At 29.2% G+C, this 26,210-nt stretch carries 27 protein-coding genes and 1 other annotated feature; of the genes, 21 read left to right on the forward strand and 6 right to left on the reverse strand.

The window, feature by feature from the left end; translation table 11 throughout:
• Nucleotides 1–34 precede the first annotated feature (34 nt).
• From mreB to C7N44_RS06765, 14 genes are all read left to right on the forward strand, one after another.
• Nucleotides 35–1,033, forward strand: a complete 999-nt coding sequence (gene mreB, locus C7N44_RS06695) for a rod shape-determining protein (protein WP_105957140.1) — start codon at nucleotides 35–37, stop codon at nucleotides 1,031–1,033.
• Between the two features lie 16 nt (nucleotides 1,034–1,049).
• On the forward strand, nucleotides 1,050–1,325 hold the full coding sequence (gene yidD, locus C7N44_RS06700) for a membrane protein insertion efficiency factor YidD (RefSeq protein WP_225362962.1): 276 nt from the start codon (nucleotides 1,050–1,052) through the stop codon (nucleotides 1,323–1,325).
• 42 nt (nucleotides 1,326–1,367) lie between these two features.
• Entirely contained in the window at nucleotides 1,368–1,589 is a 222-nt protein-coding gene (locus C7N44_RS06705) for a DUF2969 family protein (protein WP_105957142.1), read from the forward strand.
• Between the two features lie 28 nt (nucleotides 1,590–1,617).
• Nucleotides 1,618–2,826 carry an FtsW/RodA/SpoVE family cell cycle protein gene (locus tag C7N44_RS06710; RefSeq protein ID WP_105957143.1) on the forward strand — a complete coding sequence of 403 codons (1,209 nt, stop codon included), beginning with the start codon at nucleotides 1,618–1,620 and terminating at the stop codon, nucleotides 2,824–2,826.
• A gap of 328 nt (nucleotides 2,827–3,154) precedes the next feature.
• A complete protein-coding gene (locus tag C7N44_RS06715; RefSeq protein WP_105957144.1) occupies nucleotides 3,155–4,189 on the forward strand; it encodes a methionine ABC transporter ATP-binding protein in 1,035 nt (344 codons plus the stop codon).
• The gene (locus tag C7N44_RS06720) at nucleotides 4,182–4,874 is read left to right on the forward strand and encodes a methionine ABC transporter permease (protein ID WP_318530507.1); all 693 of its coding nucleotides are present in this window, start codon (nucleotides 4,182–4,184) and stop codon (nucleotides 4,872–4,874) included. Before C7N44_RS06715 ends, C7N44_RS06720 begins: the two co-directional genes overlap by 8 nt.
• 12 nt (nucleotides 4,875–4,886) lie before the next feature.
• The gene (locus C7N44_RS06725; RefSeq protein WP_105957145.1) at nucleotides 4,887–5,708 is read left to right on the forward strand and encodes a MetQ/NlpA family ABC transporter substrate-binding protein; all 822 of its coding nucleotides are present in this window, start codon (nucleotides 4,887–4,889) and stop codon (nucleotides 5,706–5,708) included.
• 116 nt (nucleotides 5,709–5,824) lie between these two features.
• Entirely contained in the window at nucleotides 5,825–6,196 is a 372-nt protein-coding gene (locus C7N44_RS06730) for a GntR family transcriptional regulator (RefSeq protein ID WP_105957146.1), read from the forward strand.
• Nucleotides 6,189–7,058, forward strand: coding sequence for an ATP-binding cassette domain-containing protein (locus tag C7N44_RS06735; protein WP_157945061.1), 870 nt, complete (start codon nucleotides 6,189–6,191; stop codon nucleotides 7,056–7,058). Before C7N44_RS06730 ends, C7N44_RS06735 begins: the two co-directional genes overlap by 8 nt.
• Nucleotides 7,059–7,345: 287 nt before the next feature.
• On the forward strand, nucleotides 7,346–8,116 hold the full coding sequence (locus C7N44_RS06745; RefSeq protein ID WP_105957149.1) for a hypothetical protein: 771 nt from the start codon (nucleotides 7,346–7,348) through the stop codon (nucleotides 8,114–8,116).
• Between the two features lie 17 nt (nucleotides 8,117–8,133).
• On the forward strand, nucleotides 8,134–8,946 hold the full coding sequence (locus tag C7N44_RS06750; protein ID WP_105957150.1) for a hypothetical protein: 813 nt from the start codon (nucleotides 8,134–8,136) through the stop codon (nucleotides 8,944–8,946).
• Between the two features lie 64 nt (nucleotides 8,947–9,010).
• On the forward strand, nucleotides 9,011–10,111 hold the full coding sequence (locus C7N44_RS06755) for a D-alanine--D-alanine ligase family protein (protein WP_105957151.1): 1,101 nt from the start codon (nucleotides 9,011–9,013) through the stop codon (nucleotides 10,109–10,111).
• A 93-nt stretch (nucleotides 10,112–10,204) separates the two neighbouring features.
• Complete coding sequence (locus C7N44_RS06760; protein ID WP_157945062.1) at nucleotides 10,205–10,744, forward strand: DNA-3-methyladenine glycosylase I; 540 nt, start codon at nucleotides 10,205–10,207, stop codon at nucleotides 10,742–10,744.
• A gap of 97 nt (nucleotides 10,745–10,841) precedes the next feature.
• The gene (locus tag C7N44_RS06765) at nucleotides 10,842–11,678 is read left to right on the forward strand and encodes a helix-turn-helix transcriptional regulator (protein WP_105957153.1); all 837 of its coding nucleotides are present in this window, start codon (nucleotides 10,842–10,844) and stop codon (nucleotides 11,676–11,678) included.
• A gap of 149 nt (nucleotides 11,679–11,827) precedes the next feature.
• Here C7N44_RS06765 and C7N44_RS06770 read toward each other — a convergent pair whose 3' ends face one another.
• The 6 genes from C7N44_RS06770 to C7N44_RS06790 all read right to left on the reverse strand — a co-directional run bounded on the left by C7N44_RS06770 (nucleotide 11,828) and on the right by C7N44_RS06790 (nucleotide 15,751).
• Nucleotides 11,828–12,280 (reverse strand): universal stress protein, encoded by a 453-nt coding sequence (locus tag C7N44_RS06770; protein WP_105957154.1) that lies wholly within the window; start codon nucleotides 12,278–12,280, stop codon nucleotides 11,828–11,830.
• 17 nt (nucleotides 12,281–12,297) lie between these two features.
• Nucleotides 12,298–12,585 carry a hypothetical protein gene (locus tag C7N44_RS08030; protein ID WP_157945063.1) on the reverse strand — a complete coding sequence of 96 codons (288 nt, stop codon included), beginning with the start codon at nucleotides 12,583–12,585 and terminating at the stop codon, nucleotides 12,298–12,300.
• Between the two features lie 12 nt (nucleotides 12,586–12,597).
• Entirely contained in the window at nucleotides 12,598–13,851 is a 1,254-nt protein-coding gene (locus tag C7N44_RS06775) for a replication-associated recombination protein A (protein ID WP_105957218.1), read from the reverse strand.
• Between the two features lie 37 nt (nucleotides 13,852–13,888).
• Nucleotides 13,889–14,362 carry a YueI family protein gene (locus C7N44_RS06780; protein ID WP_105957155.1) on the reverse strand — a complete coding sequence of 158 codons (474 nt, stop codon included), beginning with the start codon at nucleotides 14,360–14,362 and terminating at the stop codon, nucleotides 13,889–13,891.
• 114 nt (nucleotides 14,363–14,476) lie between these two features.
• Nucleotides 14,477–15,085, reverse strand: coding sequence for a 30S ribosomal protein S4 (gene rpsD, locus C7N44_RS06785; protein WP_105957156.1), 609 nt, complete (start codon nucleotides 15,083–15,085; stop codon nucleotides 14,477–14,479).
• Nucleotides 15,086–15,280: 195 nt separating this feature from the next.
• Nucleotides 15,281–15,751 carry a GAF domain-containing protein gene (locus tag C7N44_RS06790; protein WP_105957157.1) on the reverse strand — a complete coding sequence of 157 codons (471 nt, stop codon included), beginning with the start codon at nucleotides 15,749–15,751 and terminating at the stop codon, nucleotides 15,281–15,283.
• A 155-nt stretch (nucleotides 15,752–15,906) separates the two neighbouring features.
• Between C7N44_RS06790 and C7N44_RS06795 the strand changes: the two genes are divergently transcribed.
• The 7 genes from C7N44_RS06795 to C7N44_RS06825 all read left to right on the forward strand — a co-directional run bounded on the left by C7N44_RS06795 (nucleotide 15,907) and on the right by C7N44_RS06825 (nucleotide 26,164).
• Entirely contained in the window at nucleotides 15,907–17,625 is a 1,719-nt protein-coding gene (locus tag C7N44_RS06795; protein WP_105957158.1) for a septation ring formation regulator EzrA, read from the forward strand.
• A gap of 115 nt (nucleotides 17,626–17,740) precedes the next feature.
• Nucleotides 17,741–18,889, forward strand: a complete 1,149-nt coding sequence (locus C7N44_RS06800; RefSeq protein WP_105957159.1) for a cysteine desulfurase family protein — start codon at nucleotides 17,741–17,743, stop codon at nucleotides 18,887–18,889.
• Nucleotides 18,890–18,903: 14 nt separating this feature from the next.
• Complete coding sequence (gene thiI, locus C7N44_RS06805) at nucleotides 18,904–20,121, forward strand: tRNA uracil 4-sulfurtransferase ThiI (RefSeq protein ID WP_105957160.1); 1,218 nt, start codon at nucleotides 18,904–18,906, stop codon at nucleotides 20,119–20,121.
• 86 nt (nucleotides 20,122–20,207) lie between these two features.
• Complete coding sequence (locus C7N44_RS06810) at nucleotides 20,208–20,717, forward strand: thiol peroxidase (protein WP_105957161.1); 510 nt, start codon at nucleotides 20,208–20,210, stop codon at nucleotides 20,715–20,717.
• A gap of 31 nt (nucleotides 20,718–20,748) precedes the next feature.
• Nucleotides 20,749–20,968: a binding site (T-box leader), on the forward strand.
• Nucleotides 20,969–21,004: 36 nt separating this feature from the next.
• Entirely contained in the window at nucleotides 21,005–23,665 is a 2,661-nt protein-coding gene (locus C7N44_RS06815; protein WP_105957162.1) for a valine--tRNA ligase, read from the forward strand.
• Between the two features lie 52 nt (nucleotides 23,666–23,717).
• Nucleotides 23,718–25,019 carry a bifunctional folylpolyglutamate synthase/dihydrofolate synthase gene (locus C7N44_RS06820; RefSeq protein ID WP_105957163.1) on the forward strand — a complete coding sequence of 434 codons (1,302 nt, stop codon included), beginning with the start codon at nucleotides 23,718–23,720 and terminating at the stop codon, nucleotides 25,017–25,019.
• A 140-nt stretch (nucleotides 25,020–25,159) separates the two neighbouring features.
• Nucleotides 25,160–26,164: a rod shape-determining protein gene (locus tag C7N44_RS06825; RefSeq protein WP_105957164.1), complete on the forward strand. Its 1,005-nt coding sequence runs from the start codon at nucleotides 25,160–25,162 to the stop codon at nucleotides 26,162–26,164.
• The last annotated feature ends 46 nt before the right edge of the window (nucleotides 26,165–26,210 follow it).

The following is a 26,210-nucleotide window of genomic DNA, read 5'->3' on the forward strand; positions in this document are numbered from 1 at the left end:
ATTAATACAAGTTGATTCAGGAGGAAAATGAAAGATGGTAAAAGATATCGGCATTGATTTAGGAACTGCCAATGTTTTAATATATGTAACTGGTAAGGGAATTGTGTTAAATGAGCCTTCAGTTGTTGCAGTTGACATTCAGACTAATAAGGTATTAGCTGTTGGATCTGAAGCTTATAGAATGGTTGGTAGAACGCCAAGCAACATTAGGGCAATTCGTCCATTAAAGGATGGAGTCATTTCAGACTTTGACGTAACCGAACAAATGCTGACTTATTTTATTAATAAGCTAAGTGTTAAAGGTTTTATGTCAAAACCTAAAACTATGATTTGTGCACCTACTAATATTACAAACATTGAAAGAAAAGCTATCATTCAAGCTGCTGAAAAAGCTGGTGGTGGCAAAGTCTATATAGAAGAAGAACCTAAAGTTGCAGCTATCGGTGCTGGTATGGACATCTTCCAACCTAAAGGTAATATGGTTATTGATATGGGTGGAGGAACATCTGATATTGCTGTAATTTCACTTGGTGATATTGTTGCAAGTAAATCAATTCGAGTTGCCGGTGATTCTATGAATAACGAAATTGCTGCTTATGTTAGAGATAAGTACAATATGGTTATTGGAGAACATACCGCCGAAAAAATTAAAATTCGAATTGGAACTGCCACCGTTGATGAAGACGATGCGAAAGAAATGGAAGTTAGAGGAAGAGATGCAATTGGTGGAATGCCAAAATCAATTACTCTAACTGGTCCTGAAGTACAATCTGCAATTTCTGATATTGTTAAGCAAATTATTGAAGCTGCTAAAGATGTATTAGAAGTAGTGCCCCCAGAATTGGCTTCTGATATTGTTGATCGTGGAATCATGTTAACTGGTGGGGGAGCTTTATTAAGAGGATTAAGTCATGCGATTTCTAAAGCTTTAACCGTACCAGTTATTATTTCAGATAATCCTTTAGATAATGTTGCTAAGGGTGCAGGTGCTTTGTTGGAACATATGAACAAAACAGAAAAGCGTAAAGATTAATATAAGAAGTAATATAATGACAAAATTTTTATTATTTTTAGTCGGTGCTTATAAAAAGTACATTTCGCCTTTATTTCCACCTGCATGTCGTTATTACCCTACATGTTCAACTTATATGATTGATGCTATTAAAAAAAATGGTCCTTTCTTAGGTTTGATTATGGGAATTGCTAGAATTCTTAGATGTCAGCCATTTGTTAAGGGTGGATATGATCCAGTTTCTGATCATTTTACTATTTTTAGAAACAAAAGAGCGAGAGATGATTATCGTCGTTCTATGAATTTGAAGTAGCCGATCTTTATTTATCGACTACTTTTATTTTTGGAGGAAAATATGTCAAAACCAAATAAAAATGTTAATGTTAAATTAGATACTAAAGTAATAGATGGTGATAGTTGCGAAGTTCTATCTATTGGTAAAAAGGAAGTAGGTTATATTAAGCCTAATAATGAATCAAAATTTGATGTGATTTTTGGTGAAAATATATTTCATACAAAAAGTATTGATGAAGGTGTTGAAACATTAATTAGTCAATACCATTTACATCGAGGATAGTTAAAATTTAATAAGGTGATGATTTAGATTGTTTAATAATTCTAATGAAAATGACAATATTGATTCTAGAATTGACTGGCCAATAATCATTTGTGTATTTTTGTTGGCATTAATTGGAATTGGTTCTATTTTTATTGCTGTTTCTCATGACGCTTATTCAGGAGTTATTGTAAGGCAAATAATAACTCAATTTGTATGGTATACAATTGGAACAATTACGATAATAATTATTATGCAATTTGATTCTGAACAACTTTGGAAGATTGCCCCGATTATTTATTGGGGTGCGTTGCTGATGTTAGGATCTTTATTAGTTTTATATAGTCGTTCGTATTTTGTTCAGACAGGTGCTAAAAGTTGGTTTCAATTAGGACCACTGACTTTTCAGCCTGCAGAAGTTATGAAACCTGCATTTGTTGTCATGTTAGCTAGAGTAATTGTTGAACATAATCGTAATTATGGACAGCATTTAATTAAAACAGATCTTTGGCTTTTATTAAAAATGATTCTTTGGACATTGCCAATTTGTGTTTTATTAAAAGCAGAAAATGATTTTGGTACAATGTTGGTTTTCTTTGCTATGCTTGGGGGATTGGCTATTGTGTCTGGAATTACTTGGAAAATCCTTGTACCAGGAATTGTTTCTTTTACAATAATTGGCGGAACGGCTTTAGTTTTAGTAATTACGAGTGGTGGTCGTAAAATTTTGGAAGCAGTTGGATTTCAATCTTATCAATTCGATCGTGTTAATGATTGGTTAGATCCATCTAATCCAGCAAATTTAAATGGTTCTGGTTATCAATTATGGCAAAGTATTAAAGCGGTTGGTTCTGGTGGATTTGGTGGAACAGGCTTTAATGTTTCACATGTATATGTACCAGTTCGTGAATCTGATATGATTTTTTCGGTCATTGGCGAAAACTTTGGCTTTATTGGTGGACTAGTACTTATTGGAATATACTTTTTATTAATTTATCGGATGATTAAAGTTACGTTTGAAACTAAGAATATATACTATGCTTATATTTCTACTGGTATTATTATGATGATATTATTCCATGTTTTTGAAAATATTGGTATGAGTATTGGTTTATTACCATTGACAGGAATACCTTTACCATTTGTTAGTCAAGGTGGATCTGCTCTAATTGGTAATATGATTGGAATTGGCTTAATTATGTCAATGCAATATCATAACTATGGATCTATGTTTAGTTCTAATAAGGATTTTTCATAGTATTTTGTTGACTTTATAAAAAATTATTTGTACAATTGTTAAAATTTAATGAAAAGATGAGTAAATAATTAATGAATGAAAAAGAGAGCTTTTAAATGCTGAAATAAAGCCTTTTGTTATTATTGAATATGGTCTTTTTTTATATTTATTAACTAGTTTTAAACAAATTAATAATGTTTAGCAATCATTATTTTGCTAAGTATAATATACTTATTGAGATTATTGTTGTGAAGCAATAATGAACAAAGGTGGTAACACGAAGCTCTTCGTCCTTTACTATTAATTTAGTAGAGTGCGGAGGGCTTTTTTATTTAAGGGGGTAAACTTTTTGATAAAATTTAAAAATGTTTATAAAAAATATAAATTAGATAAAAGTGTTTTAACTGCTGTAAATGATGTTAATTTTGAAGTTAATGATGGAGAAATTTACGGTATTATAGGTTACTCTGGTGCTGGTAAAAGTACCTTAGTTAGAATTCTTGATGGATTGGAAGCACCTACATCAGGTTCAATTGAGATTAATGGAAAAGATATTGCTAAATTAAGCAATAAAGCATTAAGAGAACAGAGAAAAAAGATTGGCATGATTTTTCAACATTTTAATCTTCTTTGGTCTAGAACTATTATTGAAAATGTTGAATTGCCGTTAGAAATATCAGGTGTAAGCAAAGAAAAAAGAAAAAAACAAGCCAAAGAGTTTATTAAATTAGTTGGATTAGAAGGTCGTGAAAATGATTATCCTTCTGAGTTATCTGGCGGTCAAAAGCAAAGAGTAGGCATTGCAAGGGCGTTGGCCAATAAACCAGAAATATTAATTTCCGATGAAGCTACTAGTGCTTTAGATCCACAAACGACTGATGAAATATTGGATTTACTTTTAAAAATCAATAAACAGTTAAACTTAACCGTTTTATTAATAACACATGAAATGCATGCGATTAGAAAAGTTGCTAAAAAGGTTGCAGTCATGGAAGATGGAAAAATTGTAGAGCATGGTAATGTTTATGATATATTTAAAAATCCTAAACAAAATATTACTAAACGTTTTGTGAATGAGGATAATCCAGCTTCTTCAGGTGAACTTAATATGACAGTTGATGATATATTGAATAAATATCCAAATGGGACTGTTCTTAAGTTATCGTTCAAGGGTAATCAATCACAACAGCCAGTTGTTTCTAACATGATGCGTGAATTTGATACTTTAGAAATGAGTATCATTGAAGCTACTATTCATCAAACTCAAAGTGGTTCAATTGGTTCATTAATTATTCAATTATTGGGTAGTCCTAAAGATCAAGATAAAGCTATTGAATACTTAAACTTATTAAACATTGAAAATGAGGTGATCAACCGTGGATAATCAAGGAATTCAATCATATTTTCAATTAAAAAATATAAACTGGCCAGCAATGAGACAGGCAACCTGGGAAACAATTTGGATGACAGCATTATCAATGATTATTGTTGCAGTTGTAGGAATTATTTTAGGCTTATTATTATTTGAAAGTCGTAATAAAAAAGGAACTGGATGGAGAATATTAAATTGGATTATTTCATTCTTTGTAAATGTATTTCGTTCAATTCCATTTATTATTCTAATTGTTTTGTTACTTCCATTTACAAAGGACTTGGTTGGAACAATTATTGGCCCTAAAGCGGCAATTCCTTCATTAGTAATTTCTGCAGCACCTTTTTATGCAAGAATGGTTGAAGCTGATTTTAGAGAAGTAGATAGTGGAGTTATTGAAGCAGTTAAATCAATGGGGGGAACTAATTGGGATGTTATTTTTAAGGTTTTGCTTCCTGAAAGTACACCTGCATTAATTGCTGGTGGAACTGTAACAGCTATTTCATTGATTTCTTACACAGCAATGGCTGGAGCTATCGGATCAGGTGGCTTAGGATATTTAGCATATTTAGATGGCTTCCAATCTAATAATAATACGGTCACTTTAGTTGCGACTGTTATTATTTTAATTATTGTGTTAATTGTTCAAACTATTGGTGATTTATTAGTTAAGAAAACTGACAAACGTTCATTATAGGGAGGATTGATTATGAAAAAAATTGTATCCTTCGGTTCAGTAATAATTTTATTTATTATTTTATTATTTTTAGGACCTGGTAATTATAAAGCTAAAAATACTTTAAGAGTAGGTGCTTCTAATATTCCTCATGCTGAAATATTAAGGCATGTTGAACCTATCCTAAAAAAGGAAGGTATAAAACTGGATATTGTCACATTTCAGGATTATGTATTACCTAATCGCGCTTTAATTGGTAAACAACTAGATGCAAATTATTTTCAAACACCCGCATTTTTAGATCAATGGAATAAGCAAAATGATGCAAATTTAGTAAACATGGGTGCTGTTCATTTGGAACCAATTGGAATTTATTCTAAGAAAGTAAAGAAGTTATCCCAATTAAAAAATGGATCCAAAATTTTAGTAAGCAGTAATGCTCCTGATTATGGCAGAATTATTCAATTATTCCAGCAACAAGGGTTAGTTAAAATTAAAAAAGGTGTTAATATTTCTCAAGCAACTTTTAGTGATATTTCATATAATCCTAAACACTTAAAATTTCAAACTGGATATGAGCCTAAGATTATGCCATTAATTTATAATAATGGTGAAGGTGATGCGGTAGCTATTAATTCAAATTACGCTGTACAAGGTGGCTTACAACCAGATAAACAATCTATTGCTTTACAAAAAGCAACGAAAGATTCTCCTTATAATAATATTGTAGTTGCTAGACACAATGATCATAATAATCGTGAAATTAAACTATTAGTCAAGGCATTGCAATCTAAATCAACTCAACATTGGATTAATGAAAAATATAAAGGTGCGGTTTTACCTGCCGAAAAATAATATAATATTTTATTAAGTACTCATCTTTGGGTACTTTTTTTGTTGACAAAACTATTTGATATATATATAGTTAGTTATATAAGCAACTAACTTAAATTGCATTAGGAGGTGCTTACATGCAATTTGATTTTCAAAGTCCAGAACCAATCTTTTTACAAGTGTCTAATCAAATTGAAGATGCTATTTTTACAGGGGCTTTTAAAGAGGGAACTCAGATTCCATCAACGACAGAAATATCAAAAACATTTCAAATCAATCCAGCAACTGTACTAAAAGGAATGAACCTTTTGGTAAATAATAATTTATTAGAAAAACAAAGAGGACGTGGAACATTTGTTACTTATGGTGCTCAACAAAGAGTAATTAATGAACGTCGCGAACATTTTTATCATGATTATGTTGTAAATTTAATTAATGAATCTAAAAAATTACATTTATCAAAAGACGACATTTTAGAATTAATAAAGAGGGGTTATGACAATGGATAAACTAGAAGTTCAAAATTTAAATAGAAATTTCAAATTTGGTAAACAAAAGGTCTTAAAAGACATTAATGTATCGTTTTTATCTAATAAAATATACGGATTATTTGGTGAAAATGGAGCTGGTAAATCCACTCTAATGAGTATTATTGCTGATTATAATTTTCCAACTAATGGAAAAGTTTTATTAGATGGTGAAAATGTTCATGATAATGATAATGCTTTGTCAAAAATTTATTATATGAACCAGAATAATATGTATCCAAAAAATGAGAAGGTAGCTAAGACTTTTAAATTCGTTCAATCAATGTATAAGGGATATGATGTTGATTTACAAAATAAACTGATTAAAGAATTTCAATTAAATACTAAAAGTCGCTTTAATAAACTATCAACTGGTTATAAATCTATTATGAAAATAATCATTGCATTATGTGTACCATGTGAATTTATCATGCTTGATGAACCTACTTTAGGTTTAGATGCTAGAAATCGTGATATTTTCTATCGTGAATTAATTGAATCCTATACAGACAATCCTAGAACTTTTATTATTTCTACTCATATCATTGAAGAAATAGACAAATTAGTTAGTGATGTTGTAATGATTGATAATGGAAGAATAGTTTTGAATGATTCTGCTGATAATATTAGATCCAAAGCATATTCAATTAATGGACCAGCTGATTTGGTTAATAAATATGTTAGCGGCTTAGATATTATTGGAAAAGAATCATTGGGTCAATATGAAACTATTCATGTTATGGGGTCATTACCAGAAAAAGAAGTTCCTAGTGGTGTTGAAATTAATAAAATGGAACTGCAAAAATTAATTGTTAACTTAATGGATGGAAGTGAAGGTGATTAATAATTATGCAAAAATTAGCTTTATATAAAAATCTTATTATGAGATATTTTCTATATTTATTGATTTTTTCTTCTATCGGAGTTTACAGTGAATTTTTAAATGGGGGTCACAACTTACAAAAAATCTTTAATGTCTTAATGGGCCTTAATGCATCGAATGGTAATAATGGTAATCCAATTAACATTGCATTAACTCTAATTTTGCTTACGTGTTTATTATTATTTGTTAATTATAAGTTAACTAAAAAATCTCAAATAAGAAAATAAGGTTTAAGGAGGATACTATTAATGAAATCAAGATCATTATTTAAAAAAATTAATCAGCAAAACTTATTTATATGTTTATTGGTCATCGTTTTTATATGTTTTTCTAATGTTATTTTTGGAGGACCTTCAAAAGATACATTTTTTATAATACTTAATTCATTATCTGCTTGTGTAGGATTATGCTTTATTGTACTATTATCTAGAAATTATGGTAATTTTAAATTAGCCATTCAAAGTGGTATTAGTAGAAACCAGTTTTGGAAAGTAAAAATGATTGTAATTATATTTAGTGCTTTTTTATCTAGTATATTTAGTTTTATCATTACTATGATAATTTATACTTTTGATAAGTCTTATTTATCTTCTTTTTATATATCTAGTTATTTTCAGTTCTTTAATGTTTACATATTAAATTTAATTTTTATGTTTATAGCTTACTTTTGTATGATGTTATTTTTAATTGTTCTATTGAATACGTGGGGAAGCTTAATGTCATTATTCAATCGTATGGTTAAATTTATTATATATTTGTTACTGATTGGATTAATGATTTCATTTTTTATTGGAATTGCTCATGAAGGTTTCTATGAATATTTTGTAAGAATAATGGATGATTTACATGTTGTACCTATCTTTAAGTTTATATCTGGATTTAAAACTATAGATATAGATCAAAGACACGCATTAGCTAACGCTAATCCGATAAATGCTATTCTAACATTACTAGCATCCAGTTTTGTTTTGAGTTGCATTAATTATAAAATAACTAAACTACAACAATTAAATAGATAGAATAAGGAGATATAACAATGAAGGAACAAATACTCTTTAAACATATTACAAAAAAATATTTATTCATTTCTTCTTTAGTTGTTTTATTACTTTTTTTATGGGATTTATTTATTACAGGAATTACAAGAACAGATATGGACTTATTTAGTCTTTTACACGAGGTTTTTATATCGATTCCTTTGTGGACAGTATTTAATTTAATAATCATTTTGCTTTTCGTTTTTAATTATAAAAACTTTAAATTAGCTATCCAAAATTCCATTAGCAGAAAGAACTTTTTTAAATTGAAAATTAAATTAATATTATTTTTTTCTGTAATATCAGATTTATTTAATCTTTTAGAAAATTTGATAGACAAATTTATTTTTCATATTTCTATGGATGAATTGTATTCTAAACAATATGACAATTATTTTAATATTAATTTTTATAATACAATTTCAATTTTTTTAATGACATTTTTCGTAATTTTCTTTTTTATTTTAGTATTTAATACATGGGGAAGCTTTTTATCTCTATTTTCTAATTTATGGAAATTTATCATTCATATTTTTATGATATCAATGTTTATTTCTTTTTGTTTCTTATTATCTAATCCAAGTTATTATGATATTTTTGCTAAAATTATGATTTCTATTAATGCCAATTTTGTATTAGATCTTGTATCTGGATTTATTGCTGGATTTAATAATCAGCCATTAATTCAAAATAATTATAGTGGGGTGGCAATGTATAACCCTAATTTTACATTAGTATGTCTAATTATTATGTTTTCTATTTTTTTAATAGCTAATTATAAAATAACTAAACTACAACAGTTAAATAGATAATACATCATTTATAAAAGTATGGTATACTATAGTTTCAAAGATTAATTATAGGACGGTTATAAAAATGGCAAATAAAACACATTTAGCACTATTATTTGGTGGGGATTCATCAGAACATGATGTTTCAAAACGTTCAGCACATAACATTTATGATGCAATGGATAAAGAAAAATATGATATTAGTTTATTTTTACTTACTAAGAAGGGAATTATCTTAAGCAATGAAGCTTCTCATCGCGTTTTTAATGGTGAATCCGAAGACGATGTTGTAAAAGAAGAAATGACCAAATTAGACTTTTCAGATCCTTTGGCACCAATTAAAAACTTATCAGAAGTTCATGACATTGATGTATTTTTCCCTATCATTCATGGTAATTTGGGTGAAGATGGTACTATTCAAGGTTTATTAAGATTATTACATAAACCATATGTTGGTAGTGGTATCTTAGAATCAGCAATGGGATTTGATAAAGATATTACTAAAAAAATGTTAAATCTTGCAAACGTTAGAAATACTAATTATCAATTAATTACTCCTGATAATAAAGATGAATGGTCATATGCTAAGTTGCAAGCAAAATTTGGTGATGTTATTTTTCTAAAACCAGCTAATCAAGGTTCATCAGTTGGTATTCATAAGATTACTAACGAAAAAGAATTTGAAGATGGGTTAAGAGATGCATTTAGATATGATTATAAAATTCTTGCTGAACAATCAATAGATGGTCCAGAAGAATTGGAAATTTCCATTTTAGGAAATGAAAAACCTATTGCTTCTAAGTTAGGTGCAATTAGAGTTCCTAAACAGGATAAATTTTATACTTATGACAACAAGTTTGTTGATGCTAGTCAAGTTATCTTTGATATCCCAGTAGATGTTTCAACAGAATTATCTGATGAAATTACTGACATGGCTCTAAGAGCATATAAAGCATTGGGACTTAAAGGGATGGCTCGAATTGATTTCTTAGTATCTAAGGATGATGTACCATATCTTGGAGAAGTTAATACACTTCCTGGATTTACTAATATTAGTTTGTACCCACAACTATGGGAATCATCAGGTATCAGCTATACTGAATTGATTGATCGGTTAATTGATTTAGCATATGCTGAATTTGATCGCCAATCCAATATTATTCATGACTTTAAACCATTGTCATAATATTTTTTTAAGCACTCTGTCGAGTGCTTTTTTTAGTTTAAAATAATTTTAAATAAAATTCGTATCTCATATTTTGAATGGGAGTGTATATTTTTGGTTGAAAGATGTACTTGGGCAAAAAGTAATTTAAAATTATTAATATATCATGATAAAGAATGGGGAGTTAAAGAAACTAACAATCAGAAATTATTTGAAAAATTATCACTTGAAATCATACAAGCTGGATTAAAATGGACATTGATTTTGAACAAAAGAAATGAAATTATAAAAGCTTTTGATTATTTTGATATTGAAAAAATTTCTAATTATGATAATAATGATATTCATCGTTTATTGAGTAATCAAAAAATCATTAGGAACCAAAAAAAGATAGAAGCAATTATTTATAATGCAAAGATATGTAAATCTATTAACTTTAAAAATTTTATATGGAAGCCATTTAATTATAGTACACTAGATCATCTATTAAATGAAGATGATTGTAAATATGTAGATGATTTTATAGCACAATATGTATATAAATTTAAGAAAATGGGATTTAAAAGAATTGGGAATAAAACGCTATACTCATTTTATCAAGTTATTGGCGTAATTAATGATCATGAAATAAAATGTTTTTATCATAATCGATAAAAAAGTATTGATTAAAAATAATAAAAGGGTATTATAAATAAGTACACATATTTATGAAAGGGTATACACAACAGGGTGTATATATAACTTAACCACCATGCAGAAAAGTGGCGCATTAATTAAAAAGTCCAGAATTAATATGGGCATTACTCAAGTTGAATTAGCTAGAAGAATCAATTGTACTCAAACAACTATTAGTAATATTGAAAATGGTAATCATAAAACTGATTTGAATACAATTTCTTTAATATCTGATATATTAAATATTCCTATTGAAAACTTTTCTAATGATACTTTTCAATTAACACATCGTAAATTAAACACAATTTATGAATATATTATCGATGGCAGATTAGATTCTGCTAAAAATTGTTTAGATGGAATTATTACTTGTAATATTGATGATACTTTTACAAAAGGTAAATATTATTTTTATAGTGGGTACATTAAATTTCATCAACAAAAAGATTGTACTGAAGCCATCTCATTAATGTTGAATGCCTATTATTGTTTATATAAAGATAAAAAGCATCTATCATATTATATTTGGATATGTAGTTATCTTGCTAAACTATATTACTTAGTAAAAAACTATGATGAATCTAATTATTATATTAATAATGCTTTAGTGGTTATTAGATCATGTAAAGATAATAATATTGATCACTCTTTAGAATATGTGAAGGATGCTTATAATAAACTTCATTATGTCTTATATAAAATGCATAGATTTAAAGATGCTAAATGCATATTTAATTTAATTGAATATCGAGAAATGGCTTTTATTTCAACTTTTGAAATTATTTTAAGGGATCACAAAAAGAATAGACCTGATGATAGTCAATTTAATAATTTATGTAATTATATATGTAAATCAGGTATCAAATTACCAAACAATTTTCAAAAAATCATAAAAAAACACAATTTAGAATAGATAAGAACTTATCATTTAACTAATCTTGTAATTATTCATACAAAAAAGTAGCCTCAAATTATACTATATTTACCAATTAGAATAGTATAATTTGAAGCTACTTTTATTATCTATAAAACATTAAAATAACCTTATTATAATGTTATTTATTATTTGTTTTGTAAATCTGTTTTAACCATTAAAACATCACATTTAGCTGACCGTGTGACATATGATGCAACTGATCCAATCAAAAGTCTTTCGGTCATATTCTTACCATTTGCACCAATTATAATTAAATCAGTATTAAACCTTTTTACTAAATCCTTAGCAATAATTGATTTGGGCATTCCATATTCAATAACATAATCAACATTTTTTATTCCAGCATCAGTTGCATTTTTCTTATATTTATCTAATGTCTTTTTTGTATCAGAAGTTAATTCATCTAGCATTGATGTATCGAAAGCGGCTAAATCGTTAAAAACTCTTGTATCAATAACATGTGCAATGTGTAGTCCAGCATTATTTCTTTTGGCTACTTCTACTGCTTTATTGAAAGCTAACTTAGAATATTTTGATCCATCAATTGGAACTAAAATTTGTTCATAGTTTTTTAACATATTATTCACCTCAACAATTATTTTTGTGGTAAGAACTTAATTAATGTTAATTCCATCACTAAAGACATTATACAACTGATAATTAATATAGTGATAATAAAATACATGATGTTTATTATTACTGATATTAGAGACATTATTGATAATCCAATAAAAATTATCCCATAATATTTAACCATTGAACTTAGTAACTGATTGTTTTCAGGACGCAGTAACATGAATGGCTTATTACGGTGTTTATATAAATACAATCCTATTATTAATAGAATTATTGTAAAGATAGTCATCAAAATTGTAATAATCATCTTGTTCCTCCATTACTTTTTTCTTTGTGCATTAATTAGTTTTTCGTACTGCCGTTTATAAGCTGTTTCAATTTTACCGTTACTTTTTGGTTTATAATATTCGTCTTTTTTTATTTTATCAGGTAAGTATTGCTGTTTAACCCAATCATTTGGATAATCATGTGCATACTTATATTCAATACCATGACCTAATTCTTTTGCTCCAGCGTAATGAGAATCCTTTAAGTGATTAGGAACCTCTCCATAATTTCCATTTTTAATGCGTTCAATAGCACTATCAATAGCATTAATCCCAGAATTAGATTTTGGTGATAATGATAATTCAATAATAGTATCTGCTATTGGAATTCTTGCTTCTGGTAAACCAACCTTATTGGCTGCATTGATAGCTTCAACTGCTCTAGAACAAGCAGGGGGATTAGCAAGCCCAATGTCTTCATATGCAATCACCATTAATCTACGACTAATCGAGTTAATATCTCCAGATTCCAATAACCTAGCTGCATAATGCAAAGCAGCATTTACATCAGATCCGCGTATGGATTTTTGAAACGCTGAAACAACATTATAATGAGCATCACCATTTTTATCTTGATTCAAAGCCTTTTTTTGTAAACATGATTCTATATCTTTCAATTTAATTTCTATCAAATTATTGTTATTTGGATTAGTAGACTTTGCAGCTAATTCTAAAGCATTTAATGCACTTCTTAAGTCGCCATTAGTATTATTTATTAAAAAGTTCATTGCATTCTTATCAATTTTTATATTCATTTTACCTAAACCGTTATTTTTATCTTCTAAAGCTTTTATTATTGCATTATGAATATCATCAGGTTTTAGGGGATGGACTTCAAAAATTTGAGTTCTGCTTCTGATGGCGGGATTAATGTTTATATATGGATTTTCGGTTGTAGCACCAATTAAAATAATATTTCCACTTTCTAAAAGGGGAAGTAGAAAATCTTGTTTAGTTTTATCTAATCGATGTATTTCATCTAAAAGCAGTACTACGGTACCAGACATTTTAGCTTCTTCTGCAACTATTTGAAGATCCTTTTTAGTGTCAGTAGCAGCATTTAATTGTCGAAAAGCATATTTTGTAGAACCAGCAATTGCGCTTGCAATACTAGTCTTTCCAGTTCCAGGAGGACCATATAAAATCATTGATGATAGTATCTTTGCTTTAACCATTCGATTGATAATTTTGCCATGGCCAACTAAATGTTGCTGTCCCACGATGTCTTCAATTTTTTTGGGCCGCATTCGATAAGCTAAAGGATGCAAAAAATCACCACCTTAGTTATTTAAAAATATTTTTAATTTTATCTATAAATGAAGATTTTGAATTCTGTTCATTAGAACTATTTTCTGAAGAATTATCATCATGATTATATTTATTTTCAAAATCAATATTGTTAATATTAATAGATTGTTTATTAGCGTAAACAACACCGTAGTTTTCAGGTTCTGTTTTATAGAATGAATCTGTTTTTATAACAAATTTTATATTATTTTGTGAAGCTAATTTAATAAAAGGGGAAATTAAATCATGTGATAAATTTCCGTTTAGTATTAATTGATAACTAGAGTTATCATCAAATTCTTTTTTTAAATCTTGAACAGCGTTAGAATTACTTAAATCTTTTATTTTAATTGCAAATGAAACTCTTTCTCTAAAAGTTCCCAAATATTTTCTTTGTTCGTCAGGATTTACTTTAGGAGTTCCTCCCATTGAAGATTGTTCTAATCTATCATTTACATTATTTTCACTCATAATAAAACTCCTTTTATTACACTTAATAGTTACTATTTTATCATTTATTAAATAATGGCAACAAAAAAAGTGCTTTGCATAAGCAAAACACTTTTGATGAAAAAGAAAATTGAATTATAGTTTGTTGTAGTATTCAACAATAAGTGAAGCATCAATATCAGCATTCATTTCATCACGTTGAGGTAATCTAGTGATTGAACCTTCAAGTTTATCAGCATCAAATGATACATATTGTGGACGGCCAACAACGGCGTCCACAGCATCTTTAATGATTTGTAGATCTTTTGATTTTTCACGAACTGAAACAACTTGACCAACTTTTACTTCATATGAAGGAATATCAATACGTTTACCATCTACAGTAATGTGACCGTGGTTTACTAATTGACGAGCTTGGCGACGAGTAGTTGCTAAACCTAAACGGTAAACAACATTATCTAGTCTACGTTCTAGTAATACCATGAAGTTATCACCGTGACGTCCTTCTTTAATTTTACCTGCACGGGTAAATAATTTTGAGAATTGACGTTCAGTTAAACCATACATGTAACGTAATTTTTGTTTTTCCTTTAATTGAGTACCATATTCGGATAATTTACCACGACGACCTTGACCATGATCACCTGGTGCGTAAGGACGACGAGCTAATTCTTTACCAGTACCTGATAATGAAATACCAAGACGACGTGAAATTCTCCAACTAGGACCTGTATATCTAGACATAAAAATATCCTCCAATAAATTTGTTTTGGAGTAAAATAATCCTTTATATACTTAGTATTCGTGCATATTGTTTTGCGACTTTCGCTTCAGCAGCCGTGAAGTTACTAGTAGGACCAATGTTGCGGCATCAATATGTTGACGAGCTTACCGTATATTGCTGCATTATTTTACACAAAAGGTATTTTACTTTCATTATTATAATTTGTCAATGTTCAAATGATTGGTGAATACTTTTGTAAATTCCTTTAATATAATTTCATCTTCCATTGAAAAGCGATTTAAAATAGGAGCATCTATATCTAGTACTCCAAATTTATTACCATTTTTAGTAATGGGAATAACAATTTCGGATTTACTGTCTGAATCACAAGCAATATGACCAGGAAAATTATTTACATTTTTGATACGTTGTACTTTTTGTTCTTTAAGAACAGTGCCGCAAACTCCATTACCATTTTTGATATGGACACATGCCACTTTTCCTTGAAATGGTCCAAGAATCAATTCATCTTTTTGCTCTTCATATAAATAGAAACCAGCCCAACTGATATTTTGAATATTTTGCATTAAAAGTGCAGATGCATTTGCCATGTTAGCAATATTATTATCTTCATTAATTAAAAGTGCATCTAATTGTTTAGCGATCATTGATTTAATTTCACTCATATGTGCTTACCTACCTTATAAATTGCCTATTTGGTATTTTAATAATCTTTACATACTGATATAATTTAAACATATATGAAAATATTCTATTATTATTAAAAAAAAATTACAAATAAAAAATATTATTAAATGAAAATAAGGGGACATATAATAAAATGGTTGTGACAATGTCTGCTATATTAGTATTTGCTATAATAGTTATACTAATATTAGTTGTTTATCGAAAGAGTGTTTTGAAAAAAATTCAAGATGCTATTAATAAAAAGGAAACCTTAAGTAAAACGCCAATTGGTGATAATATTGAGGCTACTTCTAAATTAAATTTGACAGGTGATTCATTTGATCAGTTTAATGATTATAAAGAAAAATATGAAAGAATCATTGATGATGAGTTACCAAGCGTCAATGTTGCATTAAATGACGCAAATAGTAATGCTAAAGTATTTAGTCTATTAAAGGCTAAATCATTATTATCTGAATCTATTATTACCCTTAATAAATTTGAAGATTCTATGAATGAAATTGATGATGGCTTAAACAAACTTAAAGACCTAGATGATCAGCATACAAGAGCCATTGATGAATTAGATAAACAGATTAAAGACTTAAATAAAAATATTTTATCTAAGAATTATTCTTATGGTCCTAGTAGTGATAAAATTGAAGATGAGTTAAGTAACATTAAATCTGATTATCAAAAGTTTATTAAAACGGTTGAATCAGGTGATCAATATACAGCTGATGATATTTTAAATAGTTTGATCAAGCAAATTGAAACGATTTATTCATTAATGAAGGAGATACCTAAATTATATTTATCTCTATCTAAAGATTTTCCAAAACAAATTGATGAAATTGATCGTGGACATAGAACTATGATTGAAACTGATTATAATTTTTCAGATGATAATATTGATGAAAATATTGAAATAATAAAATCAGCAATTGATAAATCGATTGCTTTACTTTCTGAATTGAAAATTGATGATGTTAAACAAGAAAACTATAAAATTGAAAAAATTATTGATTCTATGTATGAAATGATGGAAAAAGAAGTTATCGCTAAACGTAAGGTTAGAAAAAACATTAAGCTAGTTTACGATTACATTTATCATGCCCGTCGGCAAAATCATATGTTGATTTCAGAATTGGAGCAACTAAGTAAGAATTATACATTAGAACATGATGAGGTTAAAAAATCTAAATTATTTGCGAAAAGAATTCATCAAATTGAAAGTGTTTATAATAATGATTACCAACTTATTATGGATAAAAAAGCTGTTTATTCTGAAGTTCAATCTCATCAACAAGATTCTAAAAAACAATTAAGTGCAATTGAAAAAGAACAAAAAGATATTAATGATTCTGTTGCTGATTTAAACGATGAAGAAAATTCAGCACGTGAAACCATTCAAAAATTTGATTTTCAATTGTTAAACATTCGTCGTAAGATTGATAATTTAAATTTGCCTGGTTTGCAAGAAGATTTTATTGAAAAGTATAAATATTCATATAAGAAGGTTTCTGAACTAGGTTCTACTATTAATCAAGTGAAAATTAGTATGGATGAAATTAATAAAAAGTTATCTACTATGGATAAAGCTATGGAAGAATTAATTTCTGACACTGAAGAAATAGTAGATAATGCAATTTTAGCTGAACGATTGATGCAATATGCTAATCGCTATAGAAACAATAATGAGGAAGTAAATTCTGCTTGTGTTGAAGCTAAAGATTACTTTGATAATAATTTTGATTATGAAAAAAGTTTAAAAATTATCTCTTCAGCAATTGAAAACGTTGATTCTGGAGCGTTTAATCGCATAAAAAAGGAATACTACCAAAACAAACAAAATGATTCAAAAAAAGCTTAAATTAATTAAGAAGTATTGTTTATAAACTAACATTACTTCTTTTTTTATGTTATGATTATGAGATTGTTTATTTTATTGCTTTGAGTAAGTATTATGAAAAGAGGTTGAAATAATAATGATTTATTTTGATAATAGTGCTACAACTAAACCTGATTTGAGCGTTGTTGATACTTATTCTAAAGTCAGCAAAAATATTTGGGGGAACCCATCTAGTCTTCATCAATTTGGAGAGCAATCTTTTAATCTTTTAGAACAATCTCGTCAACAGATTGCGAATATATTGCATGTTTTTCCAGATGAAATATATTTTACAAGTGGTGGTACTGAAGGCGATAATTGGGCCATTAAGGGTACTGCATTTGCAAAACAAAAATATGGAAATCACATTATTACTTCTTCGATTGAGCATCCCGCAGTAATTAATTCTATGAAGCAACTAGAAAGATTGGGTTTTGAAGTTACTTATTTACCTGTAGATGAAAATGGTAAAGTTAATATTGAGGATATTAAATCATCAATAAAGAAGTCCACAATCTTAGTATCTATTATGGCTGTTAATAATGAGGTTGGTTCAATTCAACCAGTTGATAAAATTGGAGAATTATTAAAAAATTATCCTAATATCCAGTATCATATTGATGCAGTTCAAGGAATAGGTAAAGGTTTGCATGACATTATATTTAATGACCGTGCTGATTTAATAACTTTTTCTGGTCATAAATTTCATGCTCCTCGTGGTGTAGGATTTATGTACAAGCGTCGTGGTAAAAAAGTTGTACCTTTACTAGCAGGTGGAGGACAAGAAAAAAACTTAAGAAGTAGCACAGAAAATCTTCCTGCGATAGCAGCAATGGCTAGAGCTTTGAGATTATTAACTGATAATGAAACAGTAAAAGTAGCAAAGCAATCAAAAATTAAGAAGTTCATTTTTGACTATATTTCAAAATTCGACAATGTTGTTATTTTCTCTAAAGACAATAATGAATTTGCTCCTCACATATTATGTTTTGCAATTAAAGGAGTTAGAGGTGAAACAATTGTTCATGCATTTGAAAGCTATGGAATATTTATATCTACAACCAGTGCATGTTCATCTAAAAAACATTTAGCTTCTAGTACTTTAACAGCAATGAAGGTTCCTGAGAAAGAGTCTACAAGTGCAGTTAGAATTTCATTGGATGAAAATAATACAATGGCAGAAGCTGAAAAGTTTATTAAAGCTTTTGATATGCTTTATGAAAAATTTAAGAAACTTAATTCATAGAAAGGAATAAATCGATGCAATATACTGAGATAATGGTTCGATACGGTGAGTTATCTACTAAGGGTAAGAATCGTAAGGACTTTATTAAACAACTTGGTAAGAACGTTAAACGGGTTTTGCATAATTTTGATAATCTCAAAATTAATGCCAGAAGAGATCGATTACATGTAACTTTAAATGGTGAAAATTCTGATGAAGTGATTAATCGTTTAAAAGATGTTTTTGGTATAGAAACTTTTTCTCCCGCTATGAAGGTTGAAAAAAATATTGAATCTGTTAAAAAAGTAGCTTTAGAAATGGTTAAAGCACAATATAAGCCAGGTATGACATTTAAGATTGATACTAGACGTCAAGACAAGAATTTTCCATTAGACACTCACGGTATTAATGAAGCATTAGGGAGTGCTATTGTTGATAATATTGATGGAATAAAGGCTAAAATGAAAAATCCTGATATTACAATTCGTGCAGAATTTAGAATGAACGGAGTATTTTTGTCTAGCTTAACTATTCCTGGATCTGGAGGCTTACCAGTCGGAACTGGTGGACGTGCAACTATGATGCTATCTGGTGGAATTGATTCTCCGGTTGCATCTTACTTAGGGATGAAACGTGGTGTAAAACTAGATATGGTTCATTTTTATAGTCCTCCATACACTAGTGAACAAGCATTGGCGAAAGCAAAACAATTAACTGAAAAGTTAACTCGCTTCGGTGGTAATATCCAATTCCTTCAAGTTCCGTTTACTGAGATACAAGAAGAAATTAAGGAAAAAGTTCCTGAAGGATATTTAATGACTGTTCAACGTCGAATGATGTTAAGGCTAACTGCTGCTCTAACACTTAGCAGACATTGTAAAGGTATTTTTACTGGTGAATCATTAGGTCAAGTAGCTTCCCAAACATTAGAAAGTATGATGGCAATCAATGATATTACTAGTATGCCAGTTTTAAGACCATTAACTTCATTAGATAAAACTGAAATTATTAGAATTGCTGAAAAAATTGATACTTATGAACTATCAATTATGCCATTTGAAGATTGTTGTACAGTATTTACTCCACCGGCACCAAGGACTAAGCCTAATTTGTATCGTACTAGAGAATGTGAAAATATGATTGATGTAAAAGAACTTATGAAGCGTGCTCTAGATAATGTTAAAATTGTTGACATTAAACCGGGAGAAGATTTCTTAAACGCTAAAGAAGATGTTTTCTCTGAATTACTATAGTTTATGTTTTTAATTAATTACTTGAAAAATATTCTAATAAATTATATTTTATAATTACTAACTATTGATATTAGGAGTTGTTAAAAATGGAATTAACATTTTTAGGTAAAAAGGTAAATACAGATGGAGAACCAATGAATGTTGGTGACCAATTACCAGATTTTAAGGTTTTAAATTCAAATAATGAAATCAAAAATAATAAAGATATCTTAGGTAAAGTTACTCTAATTAGTTCTGTTCCAGATATTACATCTGATGTTTGTAGTTTAGAAACTAAAAAGTTTAACCGTAAAGCTGATAATTTTTCAAATGTAAACTTTTTAACTATTTCTAAAAATACTGTTGATGAACAAAAAAATTGGTGTGCTGCAAAGGGTGTAAAGAATATAGAACTATTATCCGATAAGGATTTATCTTTTGGTAAGGGAACACATACTTATGTTCCTGATATTGATGCTTTAGCCAGAATGGTTTTTATTCTAGATAAAGATGGTAAGGTAGTTTATCGCCAAATAGTTCCAGAAATTGGTTCACTACCAGACTTTAATGAAGTAATTAAATCTATTGAAAATTTAGTTAATGATGTTGACGACTAGTCAAAAATTGTCTAATATATAGTTATTGATAAAGAAAGTGTTGAACAAGAGAGTATTTTTAAAATGATGTGAATAGAAAGAAAATTATTTGATGAAAAATTTTCCTTTGTTTTAAATTGAAAGTAACTTGGGAGCTTTCATATTGAACTTAAAATAGATATGAACGGGACCATCGTTAAATGGATTTAAGAGAGAATATTATTACTTTAATATTCTAAATTAGGTGGTACCACGAGCACTTCGTCCTATGGGATGAGTGCTCTTTTTTTATAATTTGGAGGGGAATTATGTCTAAAGAAACAGATATGTCAACAAAGTATGATCATAATGCTGTTGAAAAAAATCGTTATAAAACTTGGTTAGATGAAGACGTTTTTAAACCAAGTGGTAATAAAAAGGCAAAGCCATATTCAATTGTTTTGCCACCACCAAATGTTACTGGTAAGTTGCATTTAGGTCATGCCTGGGATACAACTTTGCAAGATATGCTGATTAGACAAAAAAGAATGTTAGGTTATGACACGGTTTGGGTACCAGGAATGGATCATGCAGGAATTGCTACTCAAGCTAAAGTTGAAGCTAAATTAAGAGAACAAGGAATTACTAGATATGATCTAGGTCGTGAAAAATTTGTTGATAAAGTTTGGGAATGGAAAGATGAATATGCTGCTACCATTAAAAAGCAATGGGCAAAAATGGGTCTTTCTTTAGATTATAGTAGAGAACGTTTTACTTTAGATGACGGATTATCCGATGCTGTAAAAAAAGTTTTCGTAGATTTATATAACAAAGGCCTAATTTATCGTGGTCAATATATCATTAACTGGGATCCACAAGCACAAACAGCCCTATCAGATATTGAAGTTGTTCATAAAGATGATAAGGGTGCATTTTATCATGTTAAATACCCATTTGCTGATGGTGTTACTTTCGATAGTAAAGATTATATTGAAATTGCTACCACTCGTCCTGAAACTATGTTTGGTGATGTTGCTGTAGCTGTGCATCCTGATGATGACAGATACAAAGAATTGGTTGGTAAAAAAATTGTGGTTCCATTAGTTAATCGTGAAATTCCAATTATTGCTGATAAATATGTAGATCCTGAATTTGGAACTGGAATGGTAAAGATTACCCCTGCTCATGACCCTAATGACTTTAAGGTGGGTAATCGCCATGATTTAAAACGTATCAATACTATGAACGGTGACGCTACGATGAATGAAAATGCCGGTAAATACAATGGTATGGATCGTTTTGAAGCTAGAAAAGCAATGGTTAAGGATCTTGAAGATCAAGGCTACATGATAAATATTGATCCTATTGTTCATGCTGTTGGTCATTCGGAAAGAACTGGGGTACAAGTTGAATCAAGACTTTCTACTCAGTGGTTCGTAAAGATGAAACCATTGGCAGATCGTGCTATTGAAAACCAATCAACTGATGATAAAGTTAATTTCATTCCAAAACGTTTTGAACATACATTTACTCAATGGATGGATAACATCCACGACTGGGTTATTTCACGTCAATTGTGGTGGGGTCATAGGATTCCTGCTTGGTATAATAAACAAAGTGGAGAAATGTATGTTGGGATGGAAGCACCTAAAGATGCTGAAAATTGGGAACAAGATCCTGATGTTCTAGATACATGGTTCTCATCTGCATTATGGCCATTTTCAACTTTGGGCTGGCCAAATGAAAATTCAGAAGATTTCAAACGTTATTTCCCTACTAATACTTTAGTTACTGGATATGACATTATTTTCTTCTGGGTTTCACGTATGATATTCCAAAGTTTAACATTTACTAATGAACGTCCATTTAAGGATGTTTTGCTTCACGGTTTAATGCGTGATGCACAAGGCCGTAAAATGAGTAAATCATTGGGTAATGGAATTGATCCAATGGAAGTTATTGATAAGTATGGTGTTGATGCACTTAGATGGTTCTTAGCTACTGGTAATACTGCTGGACAAGATGTTCGTTTTAGTTATGAAAAAATTGAATCAGCATGGAACTTCATTAACAAAATATGGAATGCCAGTCGTTATGTAATTATGAACTTAGGTGATATGGACAAACCAGTTTTACCTAATAAAGACGAATGGAATTTGGCTGATCGCTGGATTTTAAGTCGTTTAAATAATGTGGTAACTCAAGTTACAGACTTATTTGAAAAGTATAATTTTGGTGAAGCTGGTCGTGCTTTATATGACTTTATTTGGAATGACTTTTGTGATTGGTATATTGAGATGAGTAAGGAAACTCTTAATGGTGATGATGCCAAAGCTAAAGAAAATACAAGAAATATTTTAGCCTATGTATTAGACAAAATTCTAAAATTAATGCATCCAATGATGCCATTTGTTACTGAAAAAATTTGGTTAACTATGCCACATGAAGGTAAATCTATTGTGGTTGCTCCATATCCAGTTGAACATAAAGAATTTGATGATGCTCAAGCTGAAAAGAATATGTCTGCATTAATTGAATTAATTAAAGTAGTAAGAAATATTCGTGCTAAGGCTAATGCTCCAATGTCATCATCTATTGATTTACTAATTAAAACTGATAATGATGATTTGAAAGATATCTTCAACACTAATAGACACTATATTGATCGTTTCTGTCATCCAAAGAAATTTAATATAGGTTCTGATGTTGATGCTCCTAAATTATCAATGACTGGAATTATTACTGATGCTGAAATTAGTATTCCTTTAGCTGAACTTGTTGATTTAGATGAAGAAATTAAACGTATTCAAAAAGATATTGATAATTATACTTTTGAAGTTCAGCGTGCAGAGAAAAAGCTTGCTAATAAACGTTTTGTTGATAATGCACCAAAACAAGTTGTTGATGCTGAAAAAGACAAGAAATCAGATAATGAATCTAAATTAGAAGCAGCTAAACAGAGACTAGAAGATATTAAAAATCAAAAATAGTTTAACAATAAAAAGTCGAGCTTGTGCTCGGCTTTTTTAGGAGAAATAAAAAATGAATTATGAAGAAGCTTTAAATTTTATTCATGGTAGAACAAAATTTAAAAAGCATCCAAATTTAAATACTATAAAATTATTACTTAAAAAATTAAATAATCCGCAAGATAAAATTAATGGGATTCATATTGCTGGGACTAATGGTAAAGGATCTACATTGGCATTCTTGCGTAATATTTTTCAAGCTGAAGGCTTAAAAGTAGGTTCATTCACATCACCATTTTTAATTCGCTTTAATGAAAGAATTAGTGTAAACGGTATGCCAATTAGTGATAAAGAAATAGTAGATTTAGTGTCTATAATTCAACCAATTGTAAAATGTATGGACGAAGAGCTTGAACATGGTGGACCTACTGAATTTGAAATTGTAACGGCAATGATGTTTCTATATTTTGCCAAACATCCGGTTGATATTGTTTTAGTTGAGGTAGGTTTAGGTGGCTTACTAGATTCTACTAATGTTTTTAAACCCAAGGTATCTGTAATTACTACAATTGGATATGATCACATGAAAATATTGGGTAATACTTTAGGTGAAATTGCTAATCAAAAAGCAGGAATTATTAAGAACAATGTAGATTGTGTTATTGGTAAATTACCTAGTGAGGCTTTAGAAGTAATTAAAAATGTTTGTTATGAACAAAAGAGCAACTTGTTTGTCCCAGAACAAGATTATTTTATCTCAGATTGCAATGAAAAATCTTGGAAAGAAAATTTTTCATTTTCAAATAATTTAATTTCAATTGATAATTTATCTATTAACATGCTGGGACAATATCAAATTGATAATGCTGCTTGCGCTATTGAAACCTATATTAGATATAAAAAAAACAATTACCAATCAATAAACTATAAAATTATAAGAGAAGGTCTAATCAATACATTTTGGGCAGGTAGATTTGAAAAACTAAATGATAAGCCGACAGTAGTAATAGATGGTGCTCATAATGAACCAGCTGTTTTAGAATTATCAAAGCTTTTAAAACATCATTTTTCAAATAATGAAATTTATATTGTACTTGCGATTCTGTCAGACAAACAATATTTAAAAATGATTAATACTCTTGCTAATATTAATAATGTTCATTTAATATTAACTGAATTTTCAGGTCCTGAAAATCGTAAATCTGCAGCACTGAATCATATTTTAGAAGCTGTAAATGCTAAACATCCAGTTAAGTTTGTGCCAAAATGGAAAATAGCGATAATGAAAAGTGTTAATGAAATGTCTAATGATGATCTATTATTAATTACAGGATCATTATATTTTATATCAGATGTGAGAAAACTTTTTTATTAAATTTTTAAAACATTAATGATAAATAAGTTAAAATCGTTTACACTAGGGTATGTTATTATAATTTTAGAAGAGATAATTATGATATAATAAGGTGAAAAGATAATAAGCCAACCAAATGAATTATGAAGGGATGAAAAATTGTGTTTGGATTTGGAACTAAAAACATTGGAATTGATTTAGGAACTGCAAACACAATTGTTTATGTTGATGGTAAACAAATTGTGTTAAGAGAACCTTCAGTTGTTGCTAAAAATACTAAAACTGGAGAAATTGTTGCGGTAGGACAAGAAGCTAGAGATATGATTGGACGTACTCCATCTAGTATTGCTGCAATTCGTCCTATGAAAGATGGTGTAATTGCCGATTATGATACTACTGTTACTATGTTGAAATATTATATTAATAAGACTATTGGTCATTCTTCTGGTAAACCATATGTAATGGTTTGCGTACCAAGTGGAATTACAGCTGTTGAAAAACGTGCAGTCATTGATGCTACTAGAGTAGCTGGAGCAAGAGATGCTTATGTAATTGAAGAACCATTTGCTGCTGCTATTGGAGCTGGATTACCAATTATGGATCCTACTGGTAGTATGGTAGTTGATATTGGTGGTGGAACTACTGATGTTGCTACAATTTCACTGGGTGGAATTGTTTCCAGTCGTTCATTGAGAGTAGCCGGAGATCGTTTAAACGATGCAATTGCTACATATATTCGTAAACATTATAATTTACTAATTGGTGAAAGAACTGCTGAAAAATTAAAATGGGATATTGGTTCTGCATCTCTTGAAGCAGCTAAAGATATTGAAAATGTTACTATTCGTGGTCGTTATCTATTAACTGGTCTACCAAAGAGCATTGAAATTTCAGCTGAAGATGTAGCTAAATCAATTGAAGAACCAATTCAAGAAATCATTAGTACAGTAAAAGAAACCTTAGAAGAAACATCACCTGAAATTTCAGCCGATGTTATTGATCATGGAATTGTTTTAACTGGTGGTGGAGCTTTACTTAAAAACTTACCACAAGTTATTTCTGAAGCAACTAAAGTACCCGTTTCTATCGCTAAGACCCCGCTTGATTGTGTTGCAATCGGAACTGGTGAATCATTAAAGAATATTGATGTTATGAAGAGAAAATAAATTAATTTAAGTGGGGAGATTTCAAATCTTCCCGCTTATTTATTAA

The sequence above is a fragment of the Apilactobacillus quenuiae genome (assembly GCF_002994005.1).
Classification (GTDB): Bacteria; Bacillota; Bacilli; order Lactobacillales; family Lactobacillaceae; genus Apilactobacillus; species Apilactobacillus quenuiae.